This is a genomic window from Methylosinus sp. LW3, from assembly GCF_000527115.1.
Lineage (GTDB): Bacteria > Pseudomonadota > Alphaproteobacteria > Rhizobiales > Beijerinckiaceae > Methylosinus.
This window is the reverse complement of record NZ_AZUO01000001.1, coordinates 1507591-1524462: the sequence shown is the minus strand read 5'-3', so window position 1 is coordinate 1524462 and position 16872 is coordinate 1507591. Positions and strand designations below refer to the sequence as shown.

Annotated in this window: 16 protein-coding genes and 1 pseudogene; 9 read left to right on the top strand and 8 right to left on the bottom strand. The window is 65.2% G+C overall.

What is annotated here, in order from left to right:
• Positions 1-164 precede the first annotated feature (164 nt).
• The gene (locus tag METLW3_RS0107610; protein WP_003610684.1) at positions 165-503 is read left to right on the top strand and encodes a P-II family nitrogen regulator; all 339 of its coding nucleotides are present in this window, start codon (positions 165-167) and stop codon (positions 501-503) included.
• 31 nt (positions 504-534) lie between these two features.
• The gene (locus tag METLW3_RS0107605; protein ID WP_024879361.1) at positions 535-2040 is read left to right on the top strand and encodes an ammonium transporter; all 1506 of its coding nucleotides are present in this window, start codon (positions 535-537) and stop codon (positions 2038-2040) included.
• 80 nt (positions 2041-2120) lie between these two features.
• On the opposite strand, the gene METLW3_RS0107600 is transcribed toward METLW3_RS0107605, so the two are convergent.
• From METLW3_RS0107600 to METLW3_RS0107585, 4 genes are all read right to left on the bottom strand, one after another.
• Positions 2121-2834, bottom strand: coding sequence for a class I SAM-dependent methyltransferase (locus METLW3_RS0107600; RefSeq protein ID WP_024879360.1), 714 nt, complete (start codon positions 2832-2834; stop codon positions 2121-2123).
• Positions 2835-2867: 33 nt separating this feature from the next.
• The gene (gene hrcA / locus METLW3_RS0107595) at positions 2868-3956 is read right to left on the bottom strand and encodes a heat-inducible transcriptional repressor HrcA (protein WP_024879359.1); all 1089 of its coding nucleotides are present in this window, start codon (positions 3954-3956) and stop codon (positions 2868-2870) included.
• A gap of 116 nt (positions 3957-4072) precedes the next feature.
• Entirely contained in the window at positions 4073-4417 is a 345-nt protein-coding gene (locus tag METLW3_RS0107590; RefSeq protein ID WP_024879358.1) for a type II toxin-antitoxin system RelE/ParE family toxin, read from the bottom strand.
• Positions 4414-4695 (bottom strand): type II toxin-antitoxin system ParD family antitoxin, encoded by a 282-nt coding sequence (locus METLW3_RS0107585; RefSeq protein ID WP_024879357.1) that lies wholly within the window; start codon positions 4693-4695, stop codon positions 4414-4416. Before METLW3_RS0107585 ends, METLW3_RS0107590 begins: the two co-directional genes overlap by 4 nt.
• A 120-nt stretch (positions 4696-4815) precedes the next feature.
• Here METLW3_RS0107585 and METLW3_RS0107580 point away from each other — a divergent pair, with 120 nt between their 5' ends.
• Positions 4816-5832: a patatin-like phospholipase family protein gene (locus METLW3_RS0107580; protein ID WP_348625810.1), complete on the top strand. Its 1017-nt coding sequence runs from the start codon at positions 4816-4818 to the stop codon at positions 5830-5832.
• Here METLW3_RS0107580 and METLW3_RS0107575 read toward each other — a convergent pair.
• Entirely contained in the window at positions 5823-7067 is a 1245-nt protein-coding gene (locus METLW3_RS0107575) for a glycosyltransferase (protein ID WP_024879355.1), read from the bottom strand. The genes METLW3_RS0107580 and METLW3_RS0107575 overlap by 10 nt on opposite strands.
• A 14-nt stretch (positions 7068-7081) precedes the next feature.
• On the bottom strand, positions 7082-8299 hold the full coding sequence (locus METLW3_RS0107570; RefSeq protein WP_024879354.1) for a glycosyltransferase: 1218 nt from the start codon (positions 8297-8299) through the stop codon (positions 7082-7084).
• A gap of 272 nt (positions 8300-8571) precedes the next feature.
• On the opposite strand from METLW3_RS0107570, the gene METLW3_RS0107565 reads away from it, so the two are divergent.
• Together METLW3_RS0107565 and METLW3_RS0107560 are read left to right on the top strand one after the other, a co-directional pair.
• Positions 8572-9471, top strand: coding sequence for a hypothetical protein (locus METLW3_RS0107565; RefSeq protein ID WP_024879353.1), 900 nt, complete (start codon positions 8572-8574; stop codon positions 9469-9471).
• A gap of 81 nt (positions 9472-9552) precedes the next feature.
• A complete protein-coding gene (locus METLW3_RS0107560; RefSeq protein ID WP_024879352.1) occupies positions 9553-10716 on the top strand; it encodes an LptF/LptG family permease in 1164 nt (387 codons plus the stop codon).
• A 93-nt stretch (positions 10717-10809) separates the two neighbouring features.
• Here METLW3_RS0107560 and METLW3_RS0107555 read toward each other — a convergent pair whose 3' ends face one another.
• A complete protein-coding gene (locus tag METLW3_RS0107555) occupies positions 10810-11550 on the bottom strand; it encodes an ABC transporter ATP-binding protein (RefSeq protein WP_024879351.1) in 741 nt (246 codons plus the stop codon).
• Positions 11540-12280 carry an ABC transporter permease gene (locus METLW3_RS0107550; protein WP_024879350.1) on the bottom strand — a complete coding sequence of 247 codons (741 nt, stop codon included), beginning with the start codon at positions 12278-12280 and terminating at the stop codon, positions 11540-11542. The genes METLW3_RS0107555 and METLW3_RS0107550 overlap by 11 nt, the downstream gene beginning before the upstream one ends.
• 268 nt (positions 12281-12548) lie before the next feature.
• Here METLW3_RS0107550 and trxA point away from each other — a divergent pair, with 268 nt between their 5' ends.
• The 4 genes and pseudogenes from trxA to METLW3_RS28765 all read left to right on the top strand — a co-directional run.
• A complete protein-coding gene (trxA, locus tag METLW3_RS0107545; RefSeq protein ID WP_024879349.1) occupies positions 12549-12875 on the top strand; it encodes a thioredoxin in 327 nt (108 codons plus the stop codon).
• Positions 12876-12916: 41 nt separating this feature from the next.
• Complete coding sequence (modB, locus tag METLW3_RS0107540; RefSeq protein WP_024879348.1) at positions 12917-13636, top strand: molybdate ABC transporter permease subunit; 720 nt, start codon at positions 12917-12919, stop codon at positions 13634-13636.
• Positions 13633-14727 (top strand): molybdenum ABC transporter ATP-binding protein, encoded by a 1095-nt coding sequence (modC, locus tag METLW3_RS0107535; protein ID WP_024879347.1) that lies wholly within the window; start codon positions 13633-13635, stop codon positions 14725-14727. Before modB ends, modC begins: the two co-directional genes overlap by 4 nt.
• A 460-nt stretch (positions 14728-15187) precedes the next feature.
• Positions 15188-16872: pseudogene (locus METLW3_RS28765) on the top strand (hypothetical protein); the annotation flags it as partial.

The following is a 16872-nucleotide window of genomic DNA, read 5'->3' as shown; positions in this document are numbered from 1 at the left end:
TTTCCAATGCGTGTCTCCCCGCGCGGCGGCGCGAGAGCTGGCACGGCATTTGAAGGTTCGCGGCATGAGCACAACGGTGCTCATCATGGCCATCGCCGCATTGGGCGCCGTCTCGCAAGGCGAGCAGTCACCGCCATGAAGGTCTAGAACAACAGGATAGGCAGATGAAAATCGTGACAGCGATCATCAAGCCCTTCAAGCTCGATGAGGTCCGTGACGCGCTGACGAACATCGGCGTCCACGGTCTCACCGTGACGGAAGTCAAGGGATACGGGCGCCAGAAGGGTCATACCGAGATCTACCGCGGCGCGGAATACGCCGTCAGCTTCCTGCCGAAGCTGAAAATCGAGGTCGCCGTGACGTCCGAGCTCGTCGCCAAGGCCATCGAAGCGATCACGACCGCCGCCCATACCGGGCAGATCGGCGACGGCAAGATTTTCGTCCTTCCCCTCGAGCAGACGATCCGCATCCGCACCGGCGAGCGCGACGCCGACGCGCTCTGACCCACTCACGAAAAATCACCAGGAGTTCCAAATGAGACTTCGTCTGCCTCGGAGCCTGTCTGCGGCTTCGACTCTCGTCGGCGCGGCGATCGCCGTGGGCCTCGCCGACCCCGCGCTCGCCGCCGGCAACGCGCCTGTTCCCAATCCCGGCGACACGGCCTGGGTGCTCATTTCCTCGGCGCTGGTGCTGATGATGTCCGTCCCGGGCCTCGCTCTGTTCTACGGCGGCCTGGTGCGCTCGAAGAACATGTTGTCCGTGCTCACGCAGACCTTCGCGATCGTCGCGCTGGTCGGCGTCGTCTGGACGCTCTACGGCTATTCGCTCGCCTTCGGCGACGGCGGCTCGCTCAACGCCTATATCGGCGGCTTCAACAAGCTGCTCATGAAGGGCGTCGACGCCTCCTCCAACGCGCCGACCTTCACCCCCGGCCATGTGATTCCGGAATACGCGTATTTCGTGTTCCAGATGACCTTCGCCATGATCACGCCGGCTCTCATCATCGGCGCTTTCGCCGAGCGCATCAAATTCTCGGCGGCCTTCGTCTTCGTGCTGCTGTGGGTGACGCTCATCTATTTCCCGGTCGCGCATTGGGTGTGGGGCGTCGCCGATCCGAACGCCATCGTCGATGCGGCCACCAAGCTCGCCGCCGCGACGACGGATGAAGCCAAGACCGCCGCTCAAGGCGAGATCGACACGCTGATCGGCTCTGTCGGCTGGATCGCCGGCGGCCTCGCTCCTTGGATGCACGGCACGGGCGCTCTGGACTTTGCGGGCGGCACCGTCGTCCACATCAACGCGGGCATCGCCGGCTTTGTCGGCGCGCTGATCCTCGGCAAGCGCATCGGCTACGGCAAGGAGGCGCTGCCGCCTCACTCGCTGACGCTGTCCATGGTCGGCGCCTCGCTGCTGTGGGTGGGCTGGTTCGGCTTCAACGCCGGCTCCAACCTCGAGGCCAATGGCACGACGGCGCTCGCCTTCGTCAACACCATGGTGGCGACCGCCGCGGCGGCGCTCTCCTGGCTGCTGGCGGAATGGGCGCTGAAGGGCAAGCCGTCGCTGCTCGGCCTGATCTCGGGCGCCGTGGCCGGCCTCGTCGCGGTGACGCCGGCTTCCGGCTACGCCGGTCCGATCGGCTCCATCGCGCTCGGCTTCATCGTCTCGCCGATCAGCCTGTTCTTCGTCTCCAAGGTGAAGAACCTCTTCGGCTATGACGACTCGCTCGACGTGTTCGGCGTGCACGCCATAGGCGGGATCACCGGCGCTCTGGCCACGGGCATTCTGGTGAGCCCGGACCTCGGCGGCGTCGGCATCACCGACTACACCAACATCGGCGAGAATTTCGCCGGCAAATACGACATGGCGCAGCAGATGATCTCGCAGGCGACGGCCGTCGGCGCGACGATCCTCTACTCGGGCATCGGCTCGGCGATCCTCTACAAGATCGTCGATGTGGTGATCGGCCTGCGCGTCGCTCCGGATCAGGAGCGCGAGGGCCTCGACATCGCCGAGCACGGCGAGCGCGCCTACAACTACTGAGACCTTCGTCTCGCGAAACGCAGAACGGCGCCCCACGGGGCGCCGTTTTTGTTTGCAAGAGCCGACACGCGTGACCGCTCTCAGACTCGTTTCGTCATCATCCAGCCGCCGAAGAGGAAGGTCTGATAGAAGCGGATGGGCGCGTCGAAGCCCGCCTCGTGCAGCAATTCGAGCAATTCACTCTCGGAAACGAAGGCGATGTCATTCTCGATATGGGCGCGATCCTTCTCCAGTTCCGGCGCAGCGACTCCATGGGACGCGTAGGACGCCAGCCATGCGTCCAGCAGCGCGCCGAATTCGCTCGACGCTCTGTCACCGAAAAGGTCGGCGAGGATGAATGATCCTCCAGGCTTCAGCAGCGACGAGATCGCGCGGAAATAGGCGAGCTTCTCCTCCCGCCCCGCGATGAAGTGGGACACGAAGATAGACGAAGCGGCGTCGAAGGACGTCGCTGATCGAAACTCCTGCACACGCCCCTGGAAATAGGCGACGCGCTCCGCCATGCCCGCGGCGGCGACACGGTTCCGGCAAGCCGTCATCATATCGATCGAGACTTCGACCGCGGTGAAGCGCCAGAGGGGAAAACGGCTGCCGAGAGCGAGAATCTCGGCGCCCGTTCCAGCGCCGGCGGAGAGAAATTCGGCGCGCTCCGGCAGGCGCGAGAGCCAAGCCGTCGTCATGTGATGCAACGCGTCATAGCTCGGACAGAACGATCGAATGCGCCGATCGTATCGCGTCGCGGAAGCCTCGTCGAAATGCGCCGCCGCGTCGAATGCGTCGTCGGGCCGTGACATGAAAATTCCCTATCCGAAATCGGCGCGCGAGCGCTAACCGCCCACGACCCGCGCCACCACTTTCGCGGTATAATCCACCATGGGCACGATGCGCGCGTAATTGAGCCGCGTCGGGCCGATGATGCCCAGCGCGCCGACGATGCGCTTATTGCCGTCGCGCAGCGGCGCGGCGATCATCGAGGAGCCGGAGAGCGAGAACAGCCGATTCTCCGAGCCGATGAAGATGCGCACGCCCTCGCCGGTCTCGGCGCGCTCGAGGAGATCGATGACCTCGGTCTTGGTCTCGAGGTCGGAGAACAGCAGGCGGATGCGGTCGAGATCGGCCATAGCGGTCAGATCCTCGAGCAGATTGGCCTGTCCGCGCACGATCAGCTGGCGATGTTCCGCCCCCGCCCCGCCCCAGCTGGCGAGCCCGGCGTCGACGAGCCGGGCGGTCAATTCGTCGAGCTCGTTCTGCGCCGCCTTGCGCGCATCCTCTATTTCCGAGCGGACCTGGCCGAGGGTGAGGCCGCGAATGCGGGCGTTGAGATAATTGGCCGCCTCGATCAGCGAGGAGGCGGGCAGATCGCGCGGCACCTGCAGCACGCGATTTTCGACCGAGCCATCCTCCCCCACGAGAATGGCGAGCGCGCGCTCGGGCTCGAGGCGCACGAACTCGATCTGCTTCAGCCGCGCATTGTCCTTGCTCGTCACCACCACGGCGGCGCCGCGGGTGAGGCCGGAGAGCATGCTCGTGGCCTCGGCCAGCACGCCCTCGAGGTCATGGTCCTTGGAGGCGGCCTCGACCTGCGCCTCGATCTGCGCGCGCTCATCCTCGGCGACGTCGCCGATCTGCAGCAGAGAATCGACGAAAAAGCGCAGGCCGAGCTCTGTGGGCATGCGGCCGGCGCTGGTGTGCGGCGCATAGACGAGTCCGAGCTCCTCCAAATCCTGCATCACATTGCGCACCGAGGCCGGCGACAGCGCCATGGGCAGCAGCCGCGAGAGCTGGCGCGAGCCGACGGGATCGCCGCTCGACAGATAGGTGTCGACGATCTGGCGAAAGATTTCGCGCGGCCGGTCGCCGAGATTGGCGAAGCTCTGCGCGCCGGCGGGAGGTATCGGATGGCCCATGCGGATCATGACGGAAGAATGGCGCCTCGGCGGCGCGGGTCAAGCCCGGTCTACGTGCAAGCCCGGTCTGCGTGAAGGAGCGAAGGGATTTCAGATAGGCGCTCCGCGCCGAGCTGGCCACAGCGTCAACCGATATCGGGCGGAATATGCCGAGCGAGGTCCATGGCGTCATGCAGGATGCGCAGCACTTCGACGACCTTCCCCTCCGCCGCGCGATACATGATGAAATGCCGTCCTCGGCGGCCGCGCCGTGCGAGGTGGAGCGTGCGAACACCGGGGAGGATTTCGTCCCGCGCCCTGCTACCCGCCACATTCGGCCCTTGCGTCAGCTCGGCGAGGGCGTCCATGAGCGTCGCTTTGTAGATTGCGGTCTGGCGCGGCCCGAAGGTTTCGGCCGTATATTGCAGGATACGCAGAAAATCGCGCTCCGCCTCGGCGCCGAGGCGGATGCGCCAAGACGTCTCGGTCACTTTTCCGAGGCCCCGGAGGCGGCGAGCGCGTCTAGATGCGCGAGAAGCGAGGAGGCGTCGGCGAATTCTTTGAACTCGGCCCGGTCGAAAGCCGAAGCGCCTTCTCTCGCCGCGCTGCGCAGGGCTTCGAGCTTGCGCGCTTCCTCGATCTCACGGCTCTCGACGAGGCGCAGGCCTTCCCGCAACACCTCGCTCGCATTCTGATAGCGCCCGCTCTGGACGAGCGCCTCGATCAGGCTTTCCTGCCTCTCCGTGAGGACGACATTGCGGGTCGGCATGGACGGCTCCCTTTTTTCCAAATCCTAACCCCTATTGGCATATAATGCCAGCAGCGCGGGATGGCGAGCGAAGCCGACGCCCTATCTTTCCTGGATATGGTTGTGGGCGGGACAGGCGCGATGCGAGACGAAATCCTCGTCGATCTGGCTTTGCAGGGCGGCGGCGCGCATGGCGCCTTCACCTGGGGCGTGCTCGATCGGCTGATCGAGGAGCCTTGGCTGCGCATAGACGGGGTCTCCGGAACTTCCGCCGGGGCGATGAACGCGGCCGCGCTCATCCATGGATTCTCGCAGGGCGGCGTCGAGGGCGCCCGTGCGACGATGGAGGAGTTCTGGCGGCGCGTCGCCGCCGCAGCCCGCTTCAGCCCGCTGCAGCGCAGCCCGCTGGATATGGCGCTCGGCCGCTGGACGCTGGACAATTCGCCGGCCTTCGTCGCCATGGACATGACCTCGCGGCTGGTCTCGCCCTATGACCTCAACCCCGCCGGCGCCAATCCGCTGCGCGACATATTGTGCGAGACCATCGATTTCGAGCGTCTGGCGCGTTCGCCGATCAAGCTCTTCGTGACGGCGACCAATGTGCGCACCGGCCGCGCGCGCGTTTTCCGCAACGCCGATCTCAGCGCCGAGGCGCTGCTCGCCTCCGCCTGCCTGCCGACAATGTTCCAGGCGATAGAAATCGACGGCGAGGCCTATTGGGACGGCGGCTACGCCGGCAATCCGACCATCACGCCGCTGGTGCGAGAATGCGCGTCGCAGGACACGATTTTGGTGCAGGTCAATCCGATCGAGCGCAAGGAGACGCCGCGCAGCGCGATCGATATTTTGAACCGGCTGAACGAGATTTCCTTCAACTCGCCATTGCTCAAAGAGCTGCGCATGATCGCGCTGCTGCGCGAGGTCGCCGATCCCGGCCATAGCGAGGGCGCGCGCTGGGCCTCCATGCGCATTCACGCCATCGCGACGGACATGGCCGCGGAGCTGTCGGCCTCCTCCAAGCTGATCGCCGAATGGGATTTCCTGCTGATGCTGCGCGAGGAAGGAAGACGCCGCGCAGAGGAGTTTCTCGAGCGCAATGGCGATGCGCTGGGGAAGCGCTCGAGCTTCGATCTCGCATCTATGCTGGACTATGTGTGACGCGCGCCGATGAGCGTCGGCGCCAGAGCGGCGAGATTGGCGCGATAGGCGTCGAGCGAGAAATGCGCGTCATAGAAGCGGCGCATCTCGCTCGCCGCGCGCTGCGTCTCGCTCGGAACGCGCGCGTCGACCGCCGCGGCCTTCAACGCGCGCGCAAAATCTTCCGCGCTGTCGGCAATCGTCACATCGGTAAAGCGCGCGAGATCGACATGCATTCCGCGAAAGGCGTGGGTCGTCGAGACGAGCGGCAGGCCGCTCGCCAGCGCCTCCACCGTCTTGATGGAGAGGCCATGGCCGCTGATCGTCGGCAGCAGCACGAGCCGCGCCGTCGCATAAGCGGCGCCCGGATCGTCGACGCGGCCGACGAAACACGCGCGATGCGCCGCATAGAGCGCGGGATCGCGCGCCTTCACGCCGGCGTCGACATTGCCGACGATGCGCAAATGCGGAATTTTCGTATCGCCGAGAACCTCGCGCAGGAACCAGCAGACGCTATCGACATTGGCGCTATTGTTGCTGGCGACGAGCAGAATATCCTCGCCGCCGGGGCCGAGCGGCGCTTCCGGCGCGCTCGGATAGAGCAGCGCATGCTGCTTCTGAGGCAGCAGCGCGCGGAAATCATCATATTCCTGCGCATTGAGATGCAGCAGAAGATCGGCGCCGCGCATCAGATCGAGCTCGCGGGCGAGCATTTGCTCATAGGTCACGCGCGGCGGCAGCAAGGGCGCACGCTCGTTCATCAGCGCGAATTGGCGTGCTTGCAGATCATGGCTGTCGAGCATTATGGGCGCGCCGCGCGCGAGGCGCTTCGCCACCGACATCAGGAAGAAATGATTGCAATGCACGAGATCGAAGCGGCGATCCATGAGGCCCAGCGGCAGCTCCGCGCGCTCGGCGACGCCGGCGCGAATGACCGCCTGATCGCCATGGAGAAAGGGCCACAGAACATCGCGCAGAAAGCGCGGCGCCGCGAAAGCGTGGAAAGACGCGCCGCCGAACCAGCGTTCGCCTCGCGATAGCTCGGGCGTCGCCTCGACGAAAGCGCGCCAGCGCCAGGCGCGTTCCGGCGTGAAGCCGGGCAGATCGCATATGGCGACCGGCGCGACGCGGGCGCCGAGCGCGCGATAGGCCGCGACCTGCCCCAGCACGACGCGATATGTGCCGCAGGAGTGCCAGGCCGGATGCACAATGGCGACATGACGCCCGGCGAGCGGCAGAGAAGCAGTGTCTTTCATTGCGTGAGCGTCGTTCATCGCACGAGCAACGGCGCGGCCGTCTCGTGCAAGGCGCGCGCATAGGCCGCAGGGCTGAACATATCGTCATAGAGGCGGCGCGTGTCGGAGACTTCGCGCGCGCCCGCGTCGCGACGCTGGCCGATCTCGCGCAGGGCGGCGGCGAAATCGGCGGCCTCATCGGCGAGAATGACATTGCCGAGCCGCTCGGGATCGATGGCCATGCCGCGAAACGCCCGGCGCGTGGCGATGAGTGGCGCGCCGCTCGCCATCGCCTCCACCGCCTTCACCGAGAGGCCATGCCCTTCGATCGTCGGCAGCAGCACGCAGGCGGCCTGCGCATAGACGGCGCCGATGTCGTCGATGCGCCCCTTGAACAGCGCGCGGTGAGACTCGTAGAGCGATTTGTCGAGGCGCTTCACGCCCGAATCGATATTGCCGTAGATCTCCACCTCGACGCTAGGCGCGAGCGGCGCGACCTCGCGCAGGAACCAGCGCAGGCTGACGAAATTTCCGTAATTGTCGCTGGCGACGATGATGATGCGATCGCCGCCCGGCCCGCAGGGAACCGGCGCAATGGCGGGATAGACGAGGCGATGACGCGCCTGCGGCAGCAGACGGACAAACTCCGCCCGCTCCTCCTCATTGAGATGTATGCAGAGATCCGCCGCGCGCATCCACTCGAGCTCTACCGACAACATATCGTCATAGGTCACGTAGGGCGGCAGGAAAAAGCCGCCCTGATTGCGCAGAATATATTGTCGCGCTTGTATGTCCTGCGTCTCGACCATGACCGGCGCATTTCTTCCACGAAGCAGTCGAGCAACAAAGGGCAGCGTGAAGTAATGATTCGCATGCACGAGATCGACATTCTCGTCTGCGAGGCCGGGAGGAAGAGCGACGAGCTTGGCGAGCTCGACGAGCCAGGTCGCCTGATCGCCATGGATCAGCCGCCACCACGCATGGGCGAGAAAGGACGGCGAGAGAGCGGCGAGCCGGCTCGGCCCGCAGAAATAGCGCTTGTCGGCCGGCAGATCGGCGGAGGCGGCGAAATAGGCCTCCCAGCGCGGCCCACGCGGCGGCCGCGGGGCCGGCGTGTCCATCAGAGCGACGGAAATCGTCCGCGCTCCGAGCGCGCGATAGGCCTCGAGCTGGCTGACATTGACCTGATAGCTGCCGCAGGAATGCCAGGCGGCGTGAACCACCGCGACCGTCTTCCCCGCGAGCGGCCCCACGGCGACGGAAGCGTCGTTGGAAACAAGCTGCTCGATCGACCCCTCCCGTTCCGCGCGACGATGGGACGCAGGCGCGCCCCACCCACCCCCAATGAGGAAGAGGCTCGGCCGGCGTGGTGCGTAGCCCCGAGACTCGGAGAGCCCCCCCTCCCGAGCGCCTTCGGCGCTCGACCTCCCCCTCGAAGGGGGAGGTGGAAACGCCTCTTCCTGCGCGTCCCCGTATCGGCCCGCCCCGCTTGCCCTGCGGCGGCGTTTCCAAGTAGACGGGGTATATGAGCCTTCGACCCGCAAATCCAGATTTTTCCCTGCCACGCGCCGCCCCCGATCAGAGCGGGGCCGCGGCCGGCAAGCGTTATGGGATCGCCATCGTCGGCAATGACAAGATCATCGACTGGCTGCTCCCCTTCCTCGAGAGCTATGCGCAGACCAACGCGCATCTGCCGCTCTATCTCGTCCCCTATGACGAGAATGTCGCGCAGACGCGGCGCGCGGCGGACATATACGGCGCGCATTTCATCGAGGAGGTTCCCGAGGCGATCGACAGACTCGCCGCCGAGCTCTATCCCGGCCCGTTCAACGGCAATCGCCGCCGGCTGCGCAAGCTGCAGGCCCTCGCCCTGCCGCTCGACGAGGTCGCCTATGTCGATGTCGATGTGGTGCTCTATCGCGATTTCTCGCCCATTTTCGGCCGGCTCGAGGCCAAGAAGACGGAATTCATCGTCGCCTCGCCGAGCTTCGAATATGTCTATAACGAGAAGAAGGCCAATTACCCCTTCCTGCGCGACGCGCTGCTGTTCAACGACGGCTTTTGGGTCACGTCCAACCAATATTTGAAGCTCGACCATTTCATCGAGACGATGCGCGAGGACGCCAAGCTCTTCCACGAGGTGCGCAAGCGCGGGCAGCTCTTCGCCCAGCCTCTGGTGAATTTCGTGACGCATCGGCGCGGGCTCGCCATCACGCTTTTGCCGCATTGCGTCGAGCGCGCCTCGCATGAGAGCTTCTATCAGGCGCCCGGAATCACCTTTTCCGAGGGCAAGCCGCTCGATCCAGACGGCAAGGAAATCTACTTCTGCCATTGGGCTGGGGCGACCGCCCTCCCCTCGACGGGCGTTTTCGACGCCTCGTGGAAGGAGTTTTCCAAAGCCTCCTGGGCGAAATTTCGCAAATAGGCCGAATTCCGCTATGAGACTGCCGTGCGGCGGCGGCCCTCCCTCCGGGACGGGTCGATTTCGTCGCACGGAACAGGACACATGCCTCGCCTACTTTTCCTCTATCTCGCACGGCGCATCCTGTTCAGCACGCTCGTCGTCCAGCTCGCGCTCATCGTGCCGGTCGTGCTCTCCTATCTGCTCTACACGCTGACCCCGGCGGCGATTCGCGCCGGCCTGCTGGCCCCGGCGCTGGTCGGCACCATGCCGACAGTCGGCTTCATCACTCTGCCCATGGCCATAGGCGTCGCCACGGCGCTCGAATTCGCACGCATGTCCAATGAGGGCATGATCGCCGTGCTCTATGCGCTGCGGCTGTCCGTATGGTCCATCTGCCGGCCGGCGATCGTCTGCGCCGGCGCGCTGGTCGTCTTCGGCTATGGGCTCGCCAATCTCATGGCGCCCTATTACGCCAGCGGCTTGCAAGACGTCATCAATGTGGTGCGCAACTCGCTCAATCACCGCATGCTGGACGCGGCGCATTTCTACACTTTCGACAATGGCGTGAAGACTCTCTATCTCCAGCGCTGGGAGTCGCCGGACGTCGCCGTCAATCTCTTCGTGCGGCAGATTTCCATCGAGAAGCGCCAGGAGGAGACGATCACCGCGGCGCGTGCAGAGTTCCGCCGCCAGCCCTCCGGCGTCGTGGTGGCGCTGTCCAACGGCAGCATTCAAACCAAGCCCTTCGACACGGACGAGGTCCGCATCGCCAATTTCGACGAATATGCGATGGCGCTGCCGATGCAGGGTAGCGAATCGCTGCCGCCGCGCAATTGGCGCGGCGTCTATGAGCTGACTCTGCCGGAATTCATCGCCAATTGGCAAACCGCCAAGCTCGACCGCCGCCAGGCCGGCGAATGGATGGCGGAGGCGGCCAAGCGCTTCGGCGTGCCTTCGCTCGCCATCGCGCATACGCTGCTCGCCATGGCGCTGGTCTTGACCTTCGGCAGCGTCACCGGGCGACGCGGCGGCATGAGTTCGCTGGTCATCATCGCCATTCCGGCGACGCATATTTTCTTTCTGGTGGCGCTCGAATCGCTGCTGCGCGCCGATGCGCGCTTCGCCTTTCTTCTGGCGGGAGCGGCGGCGCTCGAGATCGGCGTGTCGATCCTGCTGATCTACCGGCGCAACAGAAACACCAGCCCGATGCGCAAGCTCTCGGCCTTCGAGACCATCGCCGCGGAGCCGCAGACCCTCGCGGCCTGACCAACCTTCGTCATCGCGAGGAGCGAAGCGACGCGGCGATCCAGGGGCCGCCCTCGACTCCTGGATTGCTTCGCTTCGCTTGCAATGACGACATCACGCGGCGGCGAGCACGACCTCGCGATAATGGGGAATGACGACATCCGGCGCGCCGGTCTCGCGCACCGCGCCCTCGTCGATCCAGATCACGCGGTCGCAGAGATCGCCGAGGAAGCGCAGATCGTGCGAGACCATCAAAATGGTCCCGGTCTTGGCGAAATCGGCGATGAAGGCCTCGCATTTGGCCTGGAACACCTCGTCGCCGACCGACAGCGCCTCATCGACGATGAGAATATCGGCGTCGGCGTTGGCGCAGATGGCGAAAGCGACGCGCGCCACCATGCCGCTGGAATAGAGCCGCATTGGCTGATCGAAGAAAGGCCCGATATCGGCGAATTCGGCGATGGCCGGCAGGCGCTTCTCCACCTCCTTGCGCTTGAGGCCGAGGATCGCGCCGCCGATCATGGCGTTCTCGCGTCCGGTGAGCAGGCCGTCGAAGCCCGAGCCCAGCGCCAGAATCGGCGCCACGCGGCCCTTCACCTCGAAGGAGCCGCGCGTCGGCCGCGTGATGCCGCAGAGAATTTGCAGCAGCGTCGTCTTGCCCGCGCCATTGCGGCCGATAATGCCGACCTTCTCGCCCTTGCCGACCTCGAAGCCTATGTCGTGGAGCACCCAATGCTCCTGATAGAACTTCTTCCACAGGCCGAACAGGATCTGCTTCAGCTGGTCGTTGCGGTGCAGATAGAGCTGGAACGCCTTGCCGACGCCGTCGCAGCGGATGATGGGTTCAGATGACATCGACGATGACCGATTTGTAGCGCATGAAGAACTGATAGCCGAACAGGAATATCCCGTAAGACACCAGCGACAGCGCGACATAAGCGATGGGATTGGGCAGCACGCCGTCGAGCGCCACGCCGCGCAGCATCTCTATATAGTCGCCGACGAGATTGAGGCGCAGCCAGATCGAGATATGCGAGGGCATCTGATCGAGCCGATAGAAGATCGGCGTCGCGAACATCAGCACCGGCACGACCGACACCATGATATGCGCCACATCGCGGGTGAAGGCGCCGAGCGCCATCAAAAACCACACCACGCCGAGCATGAAGCAGGCGAAGGGCAGAATCAGCAGCGGCGCGAAAAAAATCGTCATCGGCAATTCGCCGGCCGTCAGCAGGCGGAAGACCACATAGACGCCGAGGCTGATGCCGCCATAGACGAAGGCGCGAATCGTCGCCACCCAGGCGATGGTCTCGCTGGGAAAGATCGACTTCTTCACGAAGGTCACATGCTCGTGCAGCAGGCCCGGCCCGCGATAGGCGAGCTCGCTGAACAAATTGAAGACGATGAGCCCGATGAAGATGCCGGCCGCGTAATCGCTGGTGCTCATGCCCGCGGACAATTGCGGAACCGTTATAGAAAACAAAACGGTATAGGTGAGCAGCATGATCAGCGGGGCGAGCACGGCCCAGAGCGGCCCGAGCACGGAGCCGCGGAATCTGGAGGTGAGCTCCCGCCGCACCACGGCGCGGATGAGCTCCCTATGGTGCCAGGCCCGCTCAAAGGGAGCGACATAGGCGATGGGCGGTATCTGAGCGAGCGACAGGCCGAACCTCCTGGGATCGAATGCGGCGGCGCAGCCGCATAGACCAGCTCGGCGCCGCCTCTGTCAACGGTCCGGCGCCGGGCGGGCCGGATCGGCCGGGCGCCGCCCGGCCAGGGTCGACCTCGGCTTGACGCGGCGCCGCGCGGTTCCTACTCTTTCGGAAAAGTTTCAATTCGAAAGGAAAGCCATGTCTGCCGTGACCGTCAAAGTCTCCGATGCGAGCTTCGAAGCCGAGGTTCTGAAATCCGACCAGCCGGTCGTCGTGGATTTCTGGGCCGAATGGTGCGGCCCCTGCCGCACCATTGCGCCGGCGCTCGAGGAGATCGCCACCGAGCTCAAGGACAAGCTCAAGATCGTCAAGCTCAACGTCGACGAGAATCCCAATGTCGCCGGCATGCTGGGCATTCGCTCCATCCCGACTCTCATCATCTTCAAGGACGGCAAGGCCGCCTCGCAGAAGGTGGGCGCCGCGCCCAAGGGCGAATTGCTGCGCTGGATCAACGGCGCTATATAAGCGCTCGACGTAGCGGGAGTGAAGGCGTAAATCCTCAGAGCATGAACCTCTCGGATTTTGCGCCTTCCCTCCAGTTCTCCCCGCAGGAGCTGACGGCGATCGTCCTCAGCCTGAAGGTCGCGGGGACGGCCACGGCGTTCTCCCTGCCGCTCGCAGTCTTCGTCGCCTATGCTCTGGCGCGCTGGCGCTTTCCCGGCCATGCGGCGCTGAACGCCTTCATTCATCTGCCGCTGGTCATGCCGCCGGTCGTCACCGGCTTCGCCCTGCTGCTGCTGCTCGGCCGCAAGACGCCGCTCGGCCACTTTCTCGCGGAATATTTCGGCATTGTCTTCGCCTTTCGCTGGACCGGCGCGGCGCTGGCCGCCGCCGTGATGAGCTTTCCGCTGATGATCCGCCCGATTCGCCTCTCCTTCGAGAGCATCGACGAGCGGCTGGCGCTCGCCTCGCGCTCGCTGGGCGCCGATCCACTGTGGACCTTCTTCCTGGTGACGCTGCCTCTAGCGGCGCCCGGCGTCATCGTCGGCTCGATTCTCGGCTTCGCCAAGGCGCTCGGCGAGTTCGGCGCAACGATCACCTTCGTCTCCAATATTCCCGGCGAGACGCAGACGATTCCCTCCGCCATCTACAGCTTCACCCAGACGCCGGACGGCGACGCCGACGCGCTGCGGCTCGCCGCCGTATCGGCGACGATCGCCGTGGCCGCCCTCATCGTCTCGGAGATTTTGCAAAAGCGCGCCGATGCGACGCGAGCCGGCAAATGATCGGCGTCGATATAAAATTGCGCCGGGGCGATTTCACTCTCGCCGCCGCCTTCACCTCCAAGGCCCGCATCCTCGCGCTGCATGGGCCGTCCGGCTCCGGCAAGACGACGCTCGCCCATCTCGTCGCCGGCCTCGCGGCGCCGGACGAGGGCCATATCGTCGTCAATGGCGCGCTTCTCGTCGATACGGCGCAGCGTCTCTTCGTGCCGCCGGAGAAGCGCCGAATCGGCCTCGTGTTTCAGGATGCGCTGCTGTTTCCGCATTTCGACGTAAAGACGAATATTCTGTTCGGCCGCTTCTTCACGCCCAAGGCGGAGCGCCGCGTGCCATTCGAGGCCGTGGTCGAGACGCTCGGCGTCGCGCATCTGCTGCGCCGCCGCGCCGGCGCGCTCTCGGGCGGCGAGCGGCAGCGCGTCGGCCTCGCCCGCGCCCTGCTCTGCTCGCCGCGCCTATTGGTGATGGACGAGCCCATGGCCTCGCTCGACTATGACCGGCGCCAGGAGATCATGACGCTGATCGAGCGGCTGCGCGACGAATTCTCGATTCCGATCCTGCTCGTGTCTCACGCGGCCGACGAGATATTGCGCCTCGCCGACGAGGTGATCTCGCTCGAGCGCGGCGGCATTGTCGCGCAGGGCCTGCCCTCGGAGACGCTCGCCGCCGCGAGCCGGCATACAGAAGGCGGCCGCTTCTCGGTGGTCAGCGCGCTGGTGGCGCATGTCGGCGCCTTTGATGCGCGTTATGGCGTGACGCGGCTCGCGCATCCCTCGGGCGAGATCGTCGTCGCGGCGCATATCGTCAACGGCGACCGGAAGGTGCGCGCGCTCATCAACGCCACCGATGTGGCGCTCGCCTACCGCAAGCCGGAGAACACCAGCATACGCACCGTGCTTCTCGGCCGCATCGTCGCGATCGACGAGGACGCGAGTCCGCTCGCCTTCGTGCGGCTCGAGCTCGAAGGCGGCGATCGGCTCATCTCGGCGACGACGCGGCTATCGGTCGCCGAGATGAATCTGAGCGTCGGCGCGCAAGTCTATGCGCTGGTGAAATCGGTGGCGCTGGACGAGAGAGAACTCCGCGCAAACGCGTGAGCGCGCCGCTGCGCGAGCATGGCGACGCCGCTTCGCGGACGGCTCCCTCGGACACGAATCCTCGAACCGAAATCATAGGAATTCGTTAGCTCTTTCATTTAGATGTTTATTAAGACCTCCGTGCGATCTTCAAAACCGCGAAGCCTCCGATAAGGGATCGCTTCGTATTCGCGCCGAACAGGACAGATGATCTGTCCGCCGCCGGCCCGGCCAGGAACTCGCGAGCCCATTCCGGCTCGCAGGACTCCGCTGGAGGCACGGCCAAGCGCGACGGTGTTCTCCAAAAACCTTCGTGACCAAGGCACAGCCGCCGGCCCCTCGCGCCGGAGCGATCGCTCGCGCGTCCTCGCTGCGTCCTACGCTCACGCCCGATGCGGACCGAGCGCGCTCGGGCCGAGAACCGTCACGCCGTCAAACTTTCGTTTCTTCGTAAACAGCTTCATTGGAAGCGGAGCGCCCGATGACCTCGATCTTCACCTCTCTCACCGCCACTCAGGTTGCCGGGCTCACCACGACGATCATATCCAATCTGACGACAACGGACATAGCGGCGCTCAGCACCACGCAGGCGGCGGCGCTCAAATCGACGCAGCTCAACGCGCTCAACTCGACCGATCTCCAATCTTTCGCGCAGACGCAGATCGCAGCGCTCTCGGCCAACGCCATCGCCGGCCTCTCGCTCGCGCAGATCGGCAATTTGACGACGACGCAAGCCGACGAATTCACCGCCACTCAGGTCGCGGCGCTCACCTCCTCGCAGATCGGCGCGCTCACCTCGACCGAGCTGGAGGGATGGGACGCCACACAGATCGGCGCGCTCACCTCCACGCAAATCGGCAAGCTCACCACCACGGCGATCAGCAATCTTTCGACGACGCAGATTACTTCGCTGAGCCAGACGCAGGTGCGCGGCCTCACCACCTCGCAGCTCAATGCGCTGAGCACCGACGATCTCATCGCGGTCAATCTCGCCAATCTGACCACCTCCCAGATCGCCGGACTCGACGGCGCCGCGGCCGGCAATCTCTCCACCACTCAGGCGGAAGGCCTCAGCGCCTCGCAGATCGGCGCCCTGTCGGCGACGGCTTTCGCCGGCCTCTCATCGACGGAAGTCCAGGCCTGGAGCACCACGCAGCTCGCCGGCCTCACCGCAACGCAGCTCGGCAAGCTCACCACCACGGCGCTGTCCAACCTCTCCACCACGCAGGTCACCGACCTCACCTCGACGCAGGTGCGCGGCCTCACCGCCACGCAGATCGGCGGCCTCGCCGCCTCCTATCTCGACGCTATCGATGCGGCCGACTTCTCGACAAGCCAGATCGCGGCCTTCAGCGCGACAAGCGTCGGCGATCTCTCGACGACCCAGGTCGCCAACCTCACCTCAACCCAGATCGGCTCGCTCTCGGCCACCGCCTTCGGCGCGCTGACCTCGACCGAGGTGCAGGCCTTCACCTCCACGCAGCTCGCCGGCCTCACCGCCACGCAGATCGGCAAGCTCAGCACGACGGCGATCTCGAACCTCTCCACGACGCAGGTCACTGATCTGACCTCGACGCAGGTGCGCGGCCTCACCGCAACGCAGATCGGCGGCCTCTCCGCCTCCTATCTCGACGCCATCGACGCGGCCGACTTCTCGACCAGCCAGATCGCGGCCTTCAGCGCGACAAGCGTCGGCGATCTCTCGACGACCCAGGTCGCCAACCTCACCTCCACCCAGATCGGATCGCTCTCGGCCACCGCCTTCGGCGCGCTGACCTCGACCGAGGTGCAGGCCTTCACCTCCACCCAGCTCGCCGGCCTCACCGCAACGCAGCTCGGCAAGCTCACCACCACGGCGATCTCGAACCTCTCCACCACGCAGGTCACCGACCTCACCTCGACGCAGGTCCGCGGCCTCACGGCGACGCAGATCGGCGGCCTCTCCGCCTCCTATCTCGACGCCATCGATGCGGCCGACTTCTCCACCAGCCAGATCGCGGCCTTCAGCGCGACAAGCGTCGGCGATCTCTCGACAACCCAGGTCGCCAACCTCACCTCAACCCAGATCGGATCGCTCTCGGCCACGGCCTTCGGCGCGCTGACCTCGACCGAGGTGCAGGCCTTCACCTCCACGCAGCTCGCCGGCCTCACCGCAACGCAGCTCGG

Excerpts from the sequence above, each read along its gene's own strand:
- METLW3_RS0107610 (WP_003610684.1), top strand. The coding sequence starts at position 165 with ATGAAAATCGTGACAGCGATCATCAAGCCCTTCAAGCTCGATGAGGTC.
- METLW3_RS0107605 (WP_024879361.1), top strand. The coding sequence starts at position 535 with ATGAGACTTCGTCTGCCTCGGAGCCTGTCTGCGGCTTCGACTCTCGTC.
- METLW3_RS0107600 (WP_024879360.1), bottom strand. The coding sequence starts at position 2,834 with ATGTCACGGCCCGACGACGCATTCGACGCGGCGGCGCATTTCGACGAG.
- hrcA (WP_024879359.1), bottom strand. The coding sequence starts at position 3,956 with ATGATCCGCATGGGCCATCCGATACCTCCCGCCGGCGCGCAGAGCTTC.
- METLW3_RS0107585 (WP_024879357.1), bottom strand. The coding sequence starts at position 4,695 with ATGCCGACCCGCAATGTCGTCCTCACGGAGAGGCAGGAAAGCCTGATC.
- METLW3_RS0107580 (WP_348625810.1), top strand. The coding sequence starts at position 4,816 with ATGCGAGACGAAATCCTCGTCGATCTGGCTTTGCAGGGCGGCGGCGCG.
- METLW3_RS0107575 (WP_024879355.1), bottom strand. The coding sequence starts at position 7,067 with ATGAAAGACACTGCTTCTCTGCCGCTCGCCGGGCGTCATGTCGCCATT.
- METLW3_RS0107565 (WP_024879353.1), top strand. The coding sequence starts at position 8,572 with ATGAGCCTTCGACCCGCAAATCCAGATTTTTCCCTGCCACGCGCCGCC.
- METLW3_RS0107560 (WP_024879352.1), top strand. The coding sequence starts at position 9,553 with ATGCCTCGCCTACTTTTCCTCTATCTCGCACGGCGCATCCTGTTCAGC.
- METLW3_RS0107555 (WP_024879351.1), bottom strand. The coding sequence starts at position 11,550 with ATGTCATCTGAACCCATCATCCGCTGCGACGGCGTCGGCAAGGCGTTC.
- trxA (WP_024879349.1), top strand. The coding sequence starts at position 12,549 with ATGTCTGCCGTGACCGTCAAAGTCTCCGATGCGAGCTTCGAAGCCGAG.
- modB (WP_024879348.1), top strand. The coding sequence starts at position 12,917 with ATGAACCTCTCGGATTTTGCGCCTTCCCTCCAGTTCTCCCCGCAGGAG.
- modC (WP_024879347.1), top strand. The coding sequence starts at position 13,633 with ATGATCGGCGTCGATATAAAATTGCGCCGGGGCGATTTCACTCTCGCC.